The sequence below is a fragment of the SAR86 cluster bacterium genome, from assembly GCA_023703615.1.
Classification (GTDB): Bacteria; Pseudomonadota; Gammaproteobacteria; order Magnimaribacterales; family D2472; genus MED-G85.
Window position 1 is genome coordinate 140,603 of the sequence record CP097971.1, and the last position, 15,653, is coordinate 156,255.

The following is a 15,653-nucleotide window of genomic DNA, read 5'->3' on the forward strand; positions in this document are numbered from 1 at the left end:
TCAATGTATGTCTGATCAAGGTGATTTTAGAAAAGCAATGAGAAACTATATTTATTCTGTGAGTATCTTATCAAATAAAAATATAGATGGTGAATTGAATGCTATAACAGTATCATCTGTGACATCTATATCTATGGAGCCGCCAAGCTTACTTGTTTGTATAAACAAAAGCTCAAGAATTCATGATACATTAATTAAAAATTCTGATTTTTGTATAAATCTTTTAAACAAAAATCAACAAGAAATCTCAAATATTTGCTCAACAGACTCTTTATATGATCAAAGATTCGATCATGACAAATGGAACACTCAAACAATTCCATTTTTAGAAGAGGCTCAAGCAAATATCTTTTGTTCCATTGAAGATTTAGTGCCATATCATACTCACACAATTGTTATCGGTAGAGTATTAAATGCAATTTCTAATGATAAAATAAATACTCTTAGTTATGTAAATGGTAAGTATGTTTAAAACTTTAATCTTCTTAAGTATTTTAATTATAAATATGCTAGTTATCGCAGATGATTATAAAAATATTGATTGTAATGGCTTAGCAAAAGTTTATTTTAAGAATATAAACGATGGGTTTATTTCAAATGATAATAATCTCTTAATAGAGTTCGGATCGGAAAATATTAATATATTACCAATTACAAAAATGCCAGATAAAAATGCAAAATGTGTTTCTGGGCATCATCACTTAATAGTGGATTCAGAATTGCCTAATCTGAAAAGACCAATACCTTCTGGTAAAAATTATTTACATTTTGGCAAAGGACAAGAAGAGGCAAGTATTTTTCTCGAAGAGGGTACTCATACTCTACAATTGCTGCTTGGAGATTATTCTCATACACCACACGATCAACCAGTTTACTCTGAGAAAATTTTGATTAAAGTTATTAACCCTTAATAATATTTGTTAGAACAATATCTAAATGTGCATCAAGATTTTTTGCAATCATATTTGCACCAGCCATTGGACCTTCTGATTCCTTATAACTTTCACCTGCAATTCGTACCTTTCTAAGAATACCAACAAGGCCATGAAGCATCGACCATAAAATTATGCATTTGTGACTAATTACTTCTTCTGAGTCATTAGCTAATTTTTTAAAAGACAATCTAAAATTATCATAAGTAGCATTTGCTGAAATTAAAAGATCTGGATAATTAGAAAAGCTTCCTACAGCAGTTCCAAACATCAAATCATATGTATTAGCTGAATTTAAACCAAATTCTATATATTTTCTTCCAGTTTTTATAAGCTTCTTTTTTGTTATTTTTTTTGATGGATCCATATGACATGCCTTTCCTAACTCACTAAAACCCTGGACTGCAACTGCTGCATATAGATCGCTCTTAGTACTAAAATGCCTGTATGGAGCAGATTGCGAAACCCCACTTTCTTTAGCTAAACTTCTTATGCTTAGGTTTGTATATCCATCCTTTTCACACAGTTTGCATGCACATATAATAAGTTCTTTTTTTAAATTTCCATGATGATAAGATTTCATACAATTCTTCTTAATGTTGACACTGCATACATTTTGCGTATTATGTTTACACTGCAAACATTAATTTTTTTATTATTAAAAGTCAAATTATCATAAAGAAGCTATGAGCAAATTTTTTAAAATATTTTGTATTTTTTTATTAAGCTTCAATGTTCTATCACTTGAAGTTCTTGAAGTTAAAATTTTGGATTCTTATTTAATTACTAAAGAATTTCCAGGAAAGCTTGTGCCACTTGAGCAGTCAAAATTAGCTTTTCAGGTGACGGGCAAAATACAAAAGATAAATGTAGATATAGGCGATGAGGTTGCAAAGGGTGATGTGCTTGCTGAGCTGGATAAAAGAGAGGCCATTTCTCAACTCAACCAAGCCAAAGCAAAATTTGATCTTTCGTTGCAATTGCTTAGCAGGTACGAGGATCTAAAAAAAGATGGCCATATTTCAGTTCAGGAACTAGATAGAGTTAATTCGGAATATTTGATAGCAAAATCCCAATATGAGTTATATAAAGTCAAAGTTGAGCAAACAGATCTAATAGCACCTTTTAATGGAGTAATACAAAGTAGATTTCTTGATACAGGCACGGTAATTAACGCTGGCGCACCAATACTAGAAATTCTAGATTCAAACTATGTTGAGGCTCACATATCTGTGCCAATAGAATTTTTAGAGAATATGAAAATAGGCACTAGTTATGGTTTTGAATTTGATAACAAAACAGCAAATGGCACATTTGCAAGATTAGCACCCATGTCACCAGGAGGGTCGGACAGTAGATTAGCAATATTTAAATTTGAAAGTTTTTTTAATCCAGGATCTACAGCAAAATTAAAATTAAGTGTAAATAAAAAATCTAAAGGGACTTGGGTTCCTTTAAGATCTTTATCCCAATCTGAACAAGGAATCTGGGCAGTTTATACAATAAATGAAAATGAGATAGTGGTTCGTGATTTTGTAGATATTATATATTTTGAGGATGAATATGCTTTTGTTAATGGCACACTGCAAGATGGAGATCTTATAGTCCTTGGTGGAGCTTCAAAAATTATTGAAGGTAAAAAAGTTAATTAGAAGCCATGAATTTTATTAATGTTTTTTTAGATCGCCCTAGAATACTTTTTTTAACTTTAGCTTTCATACTTCTTGCTGGTATATCGTCTTCAGGATCCGTTCCAATTCAAGACAACCCCGAACTTGCAAAAAGATGGGGCCATATCGATATTTTTTATCCTGGTGCAACTCAACAAAAACTTGAAACAGAAGTAGTAAATGATCTTGAAATAAAAATCAGAGAAGTCGTTGAAATCTATGAATTATTTTCAATTATATCTGAAGGATTTGCAAAAACTCGAATCGAATTAGAACAATCTGTTCCACCAAATTTGATCAATGAAACATGGTCAAAAATTCAAAATAAGCTTAATCAAATATATTTACCTGATGGTGCAAGAGCAGTACTTGATGTAAGTAGTGGACCACCAATAACTCTTCATTATGCTTTCTTCTGGAATGGTACAGGTGAAGTTCCTGTAATAATGATGTCTAGACTGGCACAACAATTAGAGAGAAGATTGGGTTCTATTGGACTTACTGAAGTTACTGCAATATATGGAGAAGCAGAGGAAGAAATTTTTGTAGAAGTTGACTCAGTAAAGATGTCCTCTCTTGAATTAAGTTATTTAGATATTGTTGGTGCATTGGATGCTTTTGATAATAAAAAACCAATAGGAGTAGTCTCTAATAATGATGCTGAGTTTGGAATAAGGCTGAAAGACAATATTCAAAGCATACAATCTATATCAGAAATTCCTATAAAGGTTTTAAATAATTCAGAAATCATAAGGTTACAAGATATTGCCCAAGTATCTATGAAACCCGCATATCCATTAGAAGATTTATATTTATACAATGGTAAGCCTGTTATATCTGTTTCCACAACTGGAACAATGTCACAAAGGATTTTTGATTATGTAGTTAGAGCAGAGAAAGTTGTGAATGAAATGAGAGCTTCGTTACCAGAAGAATTTTCAATACAACTCATATATGACGAATCATTGTATGTTGCTGATAAATTTAACGAATTGATAAGAAGCTTTTCTTTAGCTGCTTTTTTTGTTTTGAGTTTGAGCTTTTTTATTCTTGGCATAAGGCCTGGACTTATTGTTACAGCAATTTTACCCTTTTCAGTATCCTTAGTTTTATTAGGTTGTAATTTAATAGGATTACCTCTTCATATAACCTCGATTACAGGAATAATAATCGCACTTGGTCTTTTGATTGATAATGGAATTATTGTTGTAGAGGATTATAAATTTAGGCGTTCTCAAAATTTGTCCATCAAAGAATCGATTAATCAAACTTTAACTCAACTTACAACGCCTTTGGCAGCAGCCACTGGAACCACTGTATTTGCATTTTTGCCAATTGTTACCGGTGAAGGGTCAAGTATTGAATATGTTGGCGGCCTTGCAATAACTGTAATTATGTCAATCGTATCGTCACTTGTGCTAGCACTAATAATGGTACCTGTTTTGATGAGTTATATGGAAAAAATACCAATATTTGCAAACATCAAGGTTCATGAAGAGGGCTATAGAAATGAAAACCTCCTAAAAAAATATAGAGCATTTCTAACGTGGTGCTTTGAAATTCCCAGAAGAGCAATATTGATTGCTGTGTCTTTGCCTGTAATTGGCTTTATGTTTTTTACCACAATACCTAATGATTTCTTTCCAGCCAATGACAGAGATATGTTTAGAGTGAATATCGAGCTACCACAAAATTCATCTACTTTAAAAAGTCAAAAAAAGGCAGAAATAGTCAGGCAGCAGATAATCGAAAGTGGTTTGATAGATATCAGGCAAGATAATTGGTTTGTTGGAAGAAGGATGCCGAGAGTGCTTAACAATGTTGTTGGTGGAAAAGAAAAACAAGGAGCAAATAATCTTGCTCAAGGTGTTTTTTATGTGAACGATTATGATCAGATGATGAGAAATCTTCCGCAATTATCAAAATATCTGGTTGCAGAAAATCCTGATATTATGATTTATGTTGATAGTTTCAATACAGGCCCGCCAATTTTTGCTGATATAAGCTATAAAATTTTTGGTGATGATCCTTTTTTACTAAGATCTCTGGGTGAAGAGCTTGAGCTGATAATAAATAATGCCCCAGACATTAGCCATACTAATTCTGAAGCTTCATTTTCAAGAACAAATATTGAAATAGATTTTGATAGCTCAAATGTTTCGCTTTCTGGAAAAAATACGGATATTCTTGCACAACAACTCTATGCTGCAAATAATGGAATTGTTGTTGGATCGATGCTCGATGCAAATAAGGAGATACCTATAAGAGTAAAAGGTATTTCAAGCTCTAGCGACATTACAGGAGAAACTAGCTTTTTATCTATTCCAACAAATAATGGTGTTCAGTTAATTAGTAGTTTTGGCAAAACTTATCTAAATAAAGAATTTGGTGATATAAAAAGGATTAATGGGCAGAGGGTAAACAATGTGGAAGGTTGGGTGTGGACTGGAACTCTTCCATCCGCTACAGAAAAATTTATTAAAGAAGAAGTTGAAAATTTCAAGAAAAAATTACCACCAGGATATACGTTAAAACAAGGTGGTGAGGCGGAGACAAGAGGTGAATCACAATCACAGATATATTCGTCTGCAGCAATATACTTAGTCCTAATTACAATTGGATTAGTTTTTGCTTTAAATTCCTTTAGACAGACAGGCTTAATATTATCTGTAGCAATACTTTCAATTGGCTTATCCTTTGTTGGACTTTTAGTAGGGAGACAAAATTATGGTTTTATTGCAACAGTTGGAGCTATTGGATTAATAGGACTTTCAATTAATGACTCAATAATTGTTTTATCGCATATTAAAGAACGAGCAAAACAAAAAGTAATGACAAAAGCAGATTTAATAGAGGTCGTTATAAGATCAACAAGACACATCGTTACAACTTCACTCACTACATTAGGTGGTTTTTTACCATTAATTTTCTCAAGTATATTTTTTGCGCCTCTCGCTTGGGGAATGAGCGTCGGTGTTCTTGGAGCAACTTTGACTGCATTGCTGTATATACCAGCAATGTTTATTTATCTTGCTAAAATTAAGAATTAGAACATTGTTTGGAACAAAATTTCATATCGCGCTTCCTAAAAAGAAGATCTTCATGAACAAATGTTCCACAATTATCGCAACTAAACATTTCATTAAATTTTGAAGTTTTTTTCCTATAGAAATTTTTTTTTAGTTGTGTAAAAAATATTCTAAGAAATAAAAATAAGAAAAATGGAATTATGATTGGGATTATTTTAAAAAACATAAAATACTAAAAGTCTCAGGGCCTTAAATTTTTTAACAAATTCCACGACCAATTATTATTTTGCTCCTCTTCAGTATTTTGAGAAGTTTCATCGGCGTAGTTTAAATTAATTATTAATTGAATGTCTTCAAGTAAATCTGGATATCCTAAATTAGAATAAGCTACTTCTAATATTTGCAAAGCTCTTAAGTTTTCACTTGAATTTGGAATATTTTCGATTACATAGTTGGCCCTTCGCAAAGCTGCCACATAAGCCTCTCTTTCAATATAATAGTCTGCTGCTGCTAATTCATTCCTTGCGATCATATTTCTTAGATATATATTTCTTTGTTTTGCATATGGCGCATACTGACTTTCAGGAAATCTGGTAAGAAATTCTGATAACTCTGAAAATGATTGTTTTGCCCCAGCTATATCTCTGTTTGAAAGATCTGTTTTTGTGACTCTTACTAAAAAACCTTTATCTCTTGTATAGCTAGCCAGTCCTTTCATGAAATAAGCATAATCAATATTTGGATGTCTTGGATGTAAACGTATGAATTTTTCAGCTGCAGCATGAGATGCTTCAGGTTCAGAATTCATTAAATGTGCGTAAACAAGTTCTACTTGAGCTTGCTCTGCGTATCTGCCAAAAGGATATCTTGTTTCAATAGCCTGTAATGCTTCTATTGCACCAAAAAAATTATTAGTTGCCATTCTTTGTTGGGCTTGGTCATAGTATATTTTTTCAGGTTGTTCAATTTCTTCACCATTCGAATTACATCCCACTAAAAATAATGAAGCTATCAGACCAATCAAAATATTATTATATTTATAATTATTCATTAGTTGCACATTTTACCTGCTTTATAGTATTTTAGTTTTAAATCAACTAATTAGATTATTTTTTTTTCACAAAGTTCAAATGCAAATTACTAAATACATCAACTCAGATCTCAATGATTTAAGATTAGATATAGCAGCTACAAAGATTTTTAAAGAATATTCAAGAACACAAATTAAAAATTGGATATTAAATGGATGTCTGTTAGTTAATGGTGATGTTTCAAAACCTAAAGACTTGGTTCAAGAAAATGACGAGTTAGAATTAAATCCAATTGTTAAAGATAAAATTTCTTGGGAGCCCCAAAATATTAATTTTAAAATAGTTTTTGAATGCGAAGATTATTTAATAATAAATAAACCAATAAATTTAGTTATGCATCCTGGAGCAGGTTGTCATGATAAAACACTAGCAAATGGGCTTTTGTATAAGTATCCTGAACTTTCAAAACTTCCTAGATGCGGAATCGTTCATAGATTGGATAAGGATACTTCAGGCATTCTTGTTGTAGCAAAAACAGATAAATTTCGAAATCATTTCATTAATGAGATGCAAGCGAGGAATATTGAAAAAAAATATTTTGCAGTTGTATCAGGTACAAATTTAGGCAGTCTAAAAATTAATGATTCTATTGGCAGAGATAAAAAAAATAGAACTAAAATGTGTGTTAGAGAGGATGGTAAAGAAGCCTTAACAATAGTTAATGTTAAAGAAACTATTGGCAATTATTCAATTCTTCATTTAACGATAATGACAGGACGTACTCATCAAATAAGAGTACATTTAAGCTCAAAAAAGCTACCTATAATTGGAGACAAAACATACAATCCAAGCGGCCAGATTTCCAAAGGCTCGTCTCTGGAATTAATCAAAGTAATCAGAGCTTTTCCAAGGCAAGCGCTTCATGCAGAATATATCTCTTTCAAATGTCATAAATCTGGAGAAGACTTATCTTATAAAGTTTCTATACCTGACGACATGAAATCTTTAATTCAAAATATGAAAAATTGCCTATAAAATATAAGAAAAACTTGTTTTTTAGCAAATAAAATAATATAAACCATAGTCTTTAAACCTTTTAGGAACGGTATTTTGAAATTATCTGGCGCTGACATGTTAATGCGATCTCTCAACGAAGAGGGAGTTGAGCTTATTTTTGGCTATCCCGGTGGAGCAGCATTGCATATATATGACGCTATCTTTAGACAAACTGACATTGATCACATACTTGTGAGACATGAACAAGGTGCAACGCATGCTGCGGATGGATATGCTCGTGCCACAGGTAAACCTGGCGTAGTTTTGGTGACTTCTGGCCCAGGAGCAACGAATGCTATAACAGGAATCGCAACAGCTTTTATGGATTCTATTCCAATGGTAGTAATCTCAGGACAAGTTCCATCTCATTTGATTGGAACTGATGCTTTTCAAGAAACTGATATGATTGGAATATCACGCCCAATAGTAAAACATAGCTTTACAGTTCAAAGCGCATCTGAAATTCCAACAATTGTAAAAGAAGCTTTTTACATTGCAACATCTGGAAGACCTGGACCAGTTGTTATTGATATTCCTAAAGATACGACAGCTCCTGATGCATTATTCGAATATGTAATGCCTCAATCAGTAAATATCAGATCATATAATCCACCTGTAGAACCCCACGCAGATCAGATTAAAAGAGCTGCAGATGCAATATTTGAAGCAAAAAAACCAGTAATTTATGCAGGTGGCGGAGCAATTAATAGCAATGCAGCGTCTGAATTATTTGAATTAAATGAAATATTGAGCATACCAGTTACAAATACTCTAATGGGTTTAGGAGTATATCCCGCAACCGATAAAAGATTTTTAGGAATGCTTGGCATGCATGGAACTTACCAAGCAAATATGGCAATGCACAATTCAGATTTAATTATTGCAATTGGCGCTAGGTTTGATGACAGGATAACCAACACACCTAAGCTCTTTGCTCCAAATGCAAAAATTATTCACTTCGATGTCGATCATTCCTCTGTTTCTAAAATTATTGAGGCAAATATTGCTGTTTTTGGGCAAATCAAAAATTCCTTAAGAGCATTAATAAATGAAATTAAATCCGCAAATAAAGAATATGATATAAATCAAATTGAATCATGGAGGAATGAAATAAAATTATGGAAAGAACAGCATGGCTTAAATCATGATTTATATCTATCTGAAAATGATGATGCTGAAATTCTACCTCAACAGGTTGTTCAACATGCATACCATTTGACGAATGGAAAGGCTTATGTAACATCTGATGTTGGACAACATCAAATGTTTGCAGCTCAATATTATCATTTTGATGAGCCTCGAAAATGGATTAATTCTGGCGGGTTAGGGACAATGGGTTTCGGTCTACCTGCTGCAATGGGTGTTAAATTAGCTTTTCCTAAGGATGAGGTAATATGTATCACTGGTGAAGGAAGTATCCAAATGTGTATTCAAGAACTTTCTACTTGTCTTCAGTATGGATTACCAATCAAGATAATAAACATTAACAATGAAGCTCTAGGCATGGTTAAACAATGGCAAGATATGAATTATGGCGGCAGACACTCTGAGAGCACTTATCAAAGCTCGTTACCTGATTTTATAAAACTTACAGAATCGTATGGTCATGTTGGAATTAAAATTGAGAAAAATTCTGAACTAAAAAATGGTTTAGCAAAAGCATTTTCAATGAAGAATAAATTAGTTTTTATTGATGTATATGTTGATCCAAATGAGCACGTATATCCAATGTTAGTGGCTCCTAATGGAAGTTTAAAAGACATGTGGTTAGATAAGGATAAGAAAGTTTAATGCAAAGAAAAATTTCAGTTATTTTAGAAAATAAACCTGGTGCTTTGGTAAGAGTTGTTGGTTTATTTCATCAAAGAGGATATAACATTGAAAGTCTTCATGTTGATCCTGTTGAAGATACCTCTGAATACAAATATGTTGAAGAAATGTTGAACATTAAATTAGAGGAAAATGAGGTTTCCCATTTGTCTATAGCTACAACTGTATCGGATGATTTATTAAGACAAATATTAAGGCAAATTAACAAATTAATTGACGTTCTTGTAGCTGTTGAGGATAAAAACTAAATTTACAAAAGGAAATATTATGAAAATATATTATGACGAAGACGCGAATATAGAAATTTTAAAAAATATGAAAGTTTCAATAATTGGTTATGGTTCTCAAGGTCATGCACACGCAAACAATCTGCACGAATCTGGAGTAGATGTAACAGTTGGACTAAGGAAAGATTCAAGTTCGTGGATTAAAGTAGATGAAGCTGGTCTTAAAGTTGCAAAGGTTTCAGATGCAGTAAATGATGCAGACATTGTTATGATCTTAGCTCCAGATGAGTTTCAACAAAATATTTATGATTCAGAGATAAAACCTTTTTTAAAAAAGAATGCAATTCTTGCTTTTGCTCATGGTTTTAATATACATTTTAAGAAAATTATTCCAGAATCTACAAATAGTGTGATTATGATTGCTCCCAAGGGTCCTGGTCATACTGTAAGAAGTACTTATCTTCAAGGTGGAGGTGTTCCATCTCTTATAGCTATATATAGAGACTCAATTTCTAATGAATCATATTCTGCAAAAGATGTTGCATTGTCTTATGCAAAAGCAAATGGTGGAACAAAGGCAGGAGTTTTAGAAACAACTTTTAAAGAAGAGACGGAAACAGATTTATTTGGCGAACAAGCTGTATTATGTGGTGGCATGACAGCGTTAATTAAAGCAGGTTATGAAACTTTAGTAGAAGCAGGATATAGTCCTGAAATGGCTTATTTTGAATGTTTGCATGAAACAAAATTAATAGTTGATCTTATTCAAGAAGGGGGTATTTCAAATATGCACTATTCTATTTCTAATACTGCTGAATATGGAGATTACTTAAGTGGGCCTAAAATAATTACTGATGAAACCAAGGAGTCTATGAGAGAAATTTTAGAAAATATACAATCAGGTAATTTTGCAAATCAATTTTTGAATGATTGTAGAAAAAGCAATGATGGGTCTGGAGGACCTTTCATGAAAAGCAATAGAGAAGCTACTAAAAATCATCCAATTGAGAGTGTTGGACAAGAGTTAAGATCTAAAATGAAGTTCCTAAAAACACAAAAATTAGTAGATAAAAAAATTAATTAAAATATATTCATAAAACCCTTTCTTCTTCTCAATAAGAAAGTTAGAATACGCGTCCGTTCTTAGAGACGGTTGTTCTTTAAAAATATTTAGTTACTCGTGTGGGTGTTCAAAATACGAGAAAAAAATTTAGATTTTTATATTAAAAATCAACAAACATGATAAATAATTGAAGAGTTTGATCATGGCTCAGATTGAACGCTGGCGGTAGGCTTAACACATGCAAGTCGTGCGAGAAAGTATCTTCGGATACGAGTAGAGCGGCGGACGGGTGAGTAACGCGTAGGAATCTACCTAGTAGAAGGGGATAGCCCGGGGAAACTCGGATTAATACCGTATACCTCCTTTGGGAGAAAGAGGGCCTCTCTTTGAAGCTTTCGCTACTAGATGAGCCTGCGTAAGATTAGCTTGTTGGTGAGGTAACTGCTCACCAAGGCTACGATCTTTAGCTGGTCTGAGAGGACGATCAGCCACATTGGGACTGAGACACGGCCCAGACTCCTACGGGAGGCAGCAGTGGGGAATATTGGACAATGGGCGCAAGCCTGATCCAGCCATACCGCGTGTGTGAAGAAGGCCTTCGGGTTGTAAAGCACTTTAAGCAGGGAGAAAAAGTTGTAAGTTAATACCTTACAACCGTGATGTTACCTGCAGAATAAGCACCGGCTAATTCCGTGCCAGCAGCCGCGGTAATACGGAAGGTGCAAGCGTTAATCGGAATTACTGGGCGTAAAGCGCGCGTAGGTGGTTTGTTAAGTTGGATGTGAAAGCCCTGGGCTCAACCTAGGAACTGCATCCAAAACTAACTCACTAGAGTACGATAGAGGGAGGTAGAATTCATAGTGTAGCGGTGGAATGCGTAGATATTATGAAGAATACCGGTGGCGAAGGCGGCCTCCTGGATCTGTACTGACACTGAGGTGCGAAAGCGTGGGTAGCGAACAGGATTAGATACCCTGGTAGTCCACGCCGTAAACGATGACAACTAGCTGTTGGGAGACAACGTCTTTCAGTGGCGCAGCTAACGTTTTAAGTTGTCCGCCTGGGGAGTACGGCCGCAAGGCTAAAACTCAAATGAATTGACGGGGACCCGCACAAGCGGTGGAGCATGTGGTTTAATTCGATGCAACGCGAAAAACCTTACCTACTCTTGACATACTTGGAAGCTCTTGTAATGAGAGTGTGCCTTTTGGAACCAAGATACAGGTGCTGCATGGCTGTCGTCAGCTCGTGTCGTGAGATGTTCCGTTAAGTCGGATAACGAGCGCAACCCTTACCCTTATTTGCCAGCGATTCGGTCGGGAACTATAAGGGGACTGCCGGTGATAAACCGGAGGAAGGTGAGGACGACGTCAAGTCATCATGGCCCTTACGAGTAGGGCTACACACGTGCTACAATGGGGAATACAGACGGACGCTAAGCCGCGAGGTGGTGCTAATCCTAGAAAGTTCTTCGTAGTCCGGATTGGAGTCTGCAACTCGACTCCATGAAGTCGGAATCGCTAGTAATCGCGAATCAGCATGTCGCGGTGAATACGTTCTCGGGTCTTGTACACACCGCCCGTCACACCATGGAAGTGGATTGCACCAGAAGTAGATAGTCTAACCTTCGGGAGGGCGTTTACCACGGTGTGTTTCATGACTGGGGTGAAGTCGTAACAAGGTAGCCGTAGGGGAACCTGTGGCTGGATCACCTCCTTAAAAAGAAATTCGTTTTTAAACGCCCACACGAGTAACTAAATATTATAAAAACAAACTGTTTTGTAAAAATAATTGGTATGTAATTTTCTAGTGTATATAAATTTATATACATAAGATCACTGCAATTAAAAAGTAATTAATAATATTTTATTAAGTTACTCTCAAAAAAAATAACCTTTTTTAAGGTTATATGATCAAGTAAAGGAAGAGCACAAGGCGGATGCCTTGGCAGCATAAGGCGATGAAGGACGTTATAACTTGCGATAAGCTTCGGGGAGCTAGTAAATAAGCTTTGATCCGAAGATTTCCGAATGGGAAAACCCAATGTACATAAGTACATTATCTTATACTGAATACATAGGTATAAGAGGCAAACCTAGGGAACTGAAACATCTAAGTACCTAGAGGAAAAGAAATCAATTGAGATTCCGGTAGTAGCGGCGAGCGAAACTGGAACAGCCCTTAAGCTTTTTTTAGTCCAGCAAAATATTCTGGAAAGTTTAGCCATAGTAGGTGATAGCCCTGTATGTGAAAGACTATTAAAAGTGAAATCGAGTAGGTCGGGACACGTGAAATCTTGACTGAACATGGGGGGACCATCCTCCAAGGCTAAATACTCTATGCTGACCGATAGTGAACCAGTACCGTGAGGGAAAGGCGAAAAGAACCCCGGCGAGGGGAGTGAAATAGAACCTGAAACCTTGTGCTTACAAGCAGTCGGAGCAGACTTGTTCTGTGACGGCGTACCTTTTGTATAATGGGTCAACGACTTAATTTTAGTAGCAAGCTTAACCATTTAGGGTAGGCGTAGGGAAACCGAGTGTTAATAGCGCGTTCAGTTGCTGGAATTAGACCCGAAACCGGGTGATCTATCCATGGCCAGTGTGAAGGTCGAGTAACATCGACTGGAGGCGCGAACCCACTTATGTTGAAAAATGAGGGGATGAGCTGTGGATAGGAGTGAAAGGCTAATCAAACCCGGAGATAGCTGGTTCTCTTCGAAAACTATTTAGGTAGTGCCTCGTGTATTACCATAGGGGGTAGAGCACTGTTTCGGCTAGGGGGTCATCCCGACTTACCAAACCGATGCAAACTCCGAATACCTATGAGTATGAGCACGGGAGACAGACTGCGGGTGCTAACGTCCGTAGTCGAGAGGGAAACAACCCAGACTGTCAGCTAAGGTCCCTAATTATGATTAAGTGGGAAACAATGTGGGAAGGCACAAACAGCTAGGAGGTTGGCTTAGAAGCAGCCATCCTTTAAAGAAAGCGTAATAGCTCACTAGTCGAGTCGGCCTGCGTGGAAGATATAACGGGGCTAAATCATAAACCGAAGCTACAGATCTTTGTTTCAAAGATGGTAGAAGAGCGTTCTGTAAGCCACTGAAGGTAAGCTGAGAGGCGAACTGGAGGTATCAGAAGTGCGAATGTTGACATGAGTAACGATCAAAGAGGTGAAAAACCTCTTCGCCGAAAAACCAAGGGTTCCTGTCCAACGCTAATCGAGGCAGGGTGAGGCGGCCCCTAAGGCGAGGGCGAAAGCCGTAGTCGATGGGAAACAGGTTAATATTCCTGTACTTTTTACAACTGCGATGGGGTGACGGAGAAGGTTAAACTAGCACGGCGATGGTTGTCCGTGCTTAAGATTGTAGGCTGGTGTTTTAGGTAAATCCGGAACACTAAGGCTGAGAATTGATGACGACCACTCTTTGAGTGGGAAGTAGTTGATACCATGCTTCCAGGAAAAACCTCTAAGCTTCAGGTTGTAAGAAACCGTACCCTAAACCGACACAGGTGGTTAGGTCGAGTAGACCAAGGTGTTTGAGAGAACTATGGTGAAGGAACTAGGCAAAATAGCACCGTAACTTCGGGAGAAGGTGCGCCGCATTTGGTGATGAGACTTGCTCTCTAAGCTGAATGTGGTCGAAGATACCAGGTGGCTGCGACTGTTTACTAAAAACATAGCACTCTGCAAACTCGTAAGAGGAAGTATAGGGTGTGACGCCTGCCCGGTGCCGGAAGGTTAATTGATGGGGTTAGCTTATGCGAAGCTCTTGATCGAAGCCCCGGTAAACGGCGGCCGTAACTATAACGGTCCTAAGGTAGCGAAATTCCTTGTCGGGTAAGTTCCGACCTGCACGAATGGCGTAACGATGGCCACACTGTCTCCACCATAGACTCAGTGAAATTGAAATCGCTGTTAAGATGCAGTGTACCCGCAGCTAGACGGAAAGACCCCGTGCACCTTTACTACAGGTTCACACTGGACTTTGACTTTATTTGTGTAGGATAGGTGGGAGACTTTGAAGCTGAGACGCTAGTCTTAGTGGAGTCGTCCTTGAAATACCACCCTTGTAAAATTGAAGTTCTAACCTAGGTCCATTATCTGGATTGGGGACAGTGTGTGCTGGGTAGTTTGACTGGGGCGGTCTCCTCCTAAAGAGTAACGGAGGAGTACGAAGGTATCCTCAGCACGGTCGGACATCGTGCAAAGAGTATAAAGGCAGAAGGATGCTTGACTGCGAGATCGACGGATCGAGCAGGTAGGAAACTAGGTCTTAGTGATCCGGTGGTTCTGAATGGAAGGGCCATCGCTCAACGGATAAAAGGTACGCCGGGGATAACAGGCTGATACCGCCCAAGAGTTCATATCGACGGCGGTGTTTGGCACCTCGATGTCGGCTCATCACATCCTGGGGCTGGAGCAGGTCCCAAGGGTATGGCTGTTCGCCATTTAAAGTGGTACGCGAGCTGGGTTTAGAACGTCGTGAGACAGTTCGGTCCCTATCTGCTGTGGGCGTTTGGAGATTTGAGGGAAGCTGATCCTAGTACGAGAGGACCGGATTGGACGAACCTCTGGTGTTCCGGTTGTCACGCCAGTGGCATTGCCGGGTAGCTATGTTCGGAAAGGATAACCGCTGAAAGCATATAAGCGGGAAGCCTCTCCCAAGATTAAATCTCCCAGAGACTTTATGTCTCCTAAAGAGTCGTCATAGACTATGACGTTGATAGGCAAGATGTGTAAGCGTTGTGAGGCGTTGAGCTAACTTGTACTAATAACTCGTGAGGCTTGATCATGTAACCTTAAGAAAGG

The 15,653-nt window shown here is 36.8% G+C and carries 10 protein-coding genes and 2 rRNA genes; 10 read left to right on the forward strand and 2 right to left on the reverse strand.

The genetic code is table 11. The annotated features are described in order from the left end of the window. Positions 1-7: 7 nt before the first annotated feature. Positions 8-472 carry a flavin reductase family protein gene (locus M9C80_00740; GenBank protein URQ69719.1) on the forward strand — a complete coding sequence of 155 codons (465 nt, stop codon included), beginning with the start codon at positions 8-10 and terminating at the stop codon, positions 470-472. 34 nt (positions 473-506) lie between these two features. Next, entirely contained in the window at positions 507-911 is a 405-nt protein-coding gene (locus M9C80_00745; protein URQ69720.1) for a DUF4399 domain-containing protein, read from the forward strand. Here the strand turns inward: M9C80_00745 and M9C80_00750 are convergent. Beyond that, positions 901-1,515 (reverse strand): TetR/AcrR family transcriptional regulator, encoded by a 615-nt coding sequence (locus M9C80_00750; GenBank protein URQ69721.1) that lies wholly within the window; start codon positions 1,513-1,515, stop codon positions 901-903. The two genes, M9C80_00745 and M9C80_00750, sit on opposite strands and share 11 nt — an antisense overlap. 103 nt (positions 1,516-1,618) lie before the next feature. Between M9C80_00750 and M9C80_00755 the strand changes: the two genes are divergently transcribed. After that, a complete protein-coding gene (locus M9C80_00755) occupies positions 1,619-2,584 on the forward strand; it encodes an efflux RND transporter periplasmic adaptor subunit (protein ID URQ69722.1) in 966 nt (321 codons plus the stop codon). A gap of 5 nt (positions 2,585-2,589) precedes the next feature. Continuing rightward, positions 2,590-5,652, forward strand: coding sequence for an efflux RND transporter permease subunit (locus M9C80_00760; GenBank protein ID URQ69723.1), 3,063 nt, complete (start codon positions 2,590-2,592; stop codon positions 5,650-5,652). A gap of 220 nt (positions 5,653-5,872) precedes the next feature. Here the strand turns inward: M9C80_00760 and M9C80_00765 are convergent, their stop codons facing one another. Then, a complete protein-coding gene (locus M9C80_00765; protein ID URQ69724.1) occupies positions 5,873-6,682 on the reverse strand; it encodes an outer membrane protein assembly factor BamD in 810 nt (269 codons plus the stop codon). A 79-nt stretch (positions 6,683-6,761) separates the two neighbouring features. Between M9C80_00765 and M9C80_00770 the strand changes: the two genes are divergently transcribed. From M9C80_00770 to M9C80_00795, 6 genes are all read left to right on the forward strand, one after another. Then, on the forward strand, positions 6,762-7,697 hold the full coding sequence (locus tag M9C80_00770) for an RluA family pseudouridine synthase (protein ID URQ69725.1): 936 nt from the start codon (positions 6,762-6,764) through the stop codon (positions 7,695-7,697). A gap of 75 nt (positions 7,698-7,772) precedes the next feature. Beyond that, positions 7,773-9,509: an acetolactate synthase 3 large subunit gene (locus M9C80_00775; GenBank protein ID URQ69726.1), complete on the forward strand. Its 1,737-nt coding sequence runs from the start codon at positions 7,773-7,775 to the stop codon at positions 9,507-9,509. Next, complete coding sequence (locus M9C80_00780; GenBank protein ID URQ69727.1) at positions 9,509-9,796, forward strand: ACT domain-containing protein; 288 nt, start codon at positions 9,509-9,511, stop codon at positions 9,794-9,796. The genes M9C80_00775 and M9C80_00780 overlap by 1 nt, the downstream gene beginning before the upstream one ends. A gap of 19 nt (positions 9,797-9,815) precedes the next feature. Then, positions 9,816-10,859 (forward strand): ketol-acid reductoisomerase, encoded by a 1,044-nt coding sequence (gene ilvC, locus M9C80_00785; protein ID URQ69728.1) that lies wholly within the window; start codon positions 9,816-9,818, stop codon positions 10,857-10,859. A gap of 163 nt (positions 10,860-11,022) precedes the next feature. Further along, positions 11,023-12,557, forward strand: a 16S ribosomal RNA gene (locus M9C80_00790). Positions 12,558-12,749: 192 nt separating this feature from the next. Further along, positions 12,750-15,637, forward strand: a 23S ribosomal RNA gene (locus tag M9C80_00795). The 16S and 23S rRNA genes sit together here, the layout of an rRNA operon. The last annotated feature ends 16 nt before the right edge of the window (positions 15,638-15,653 follow it).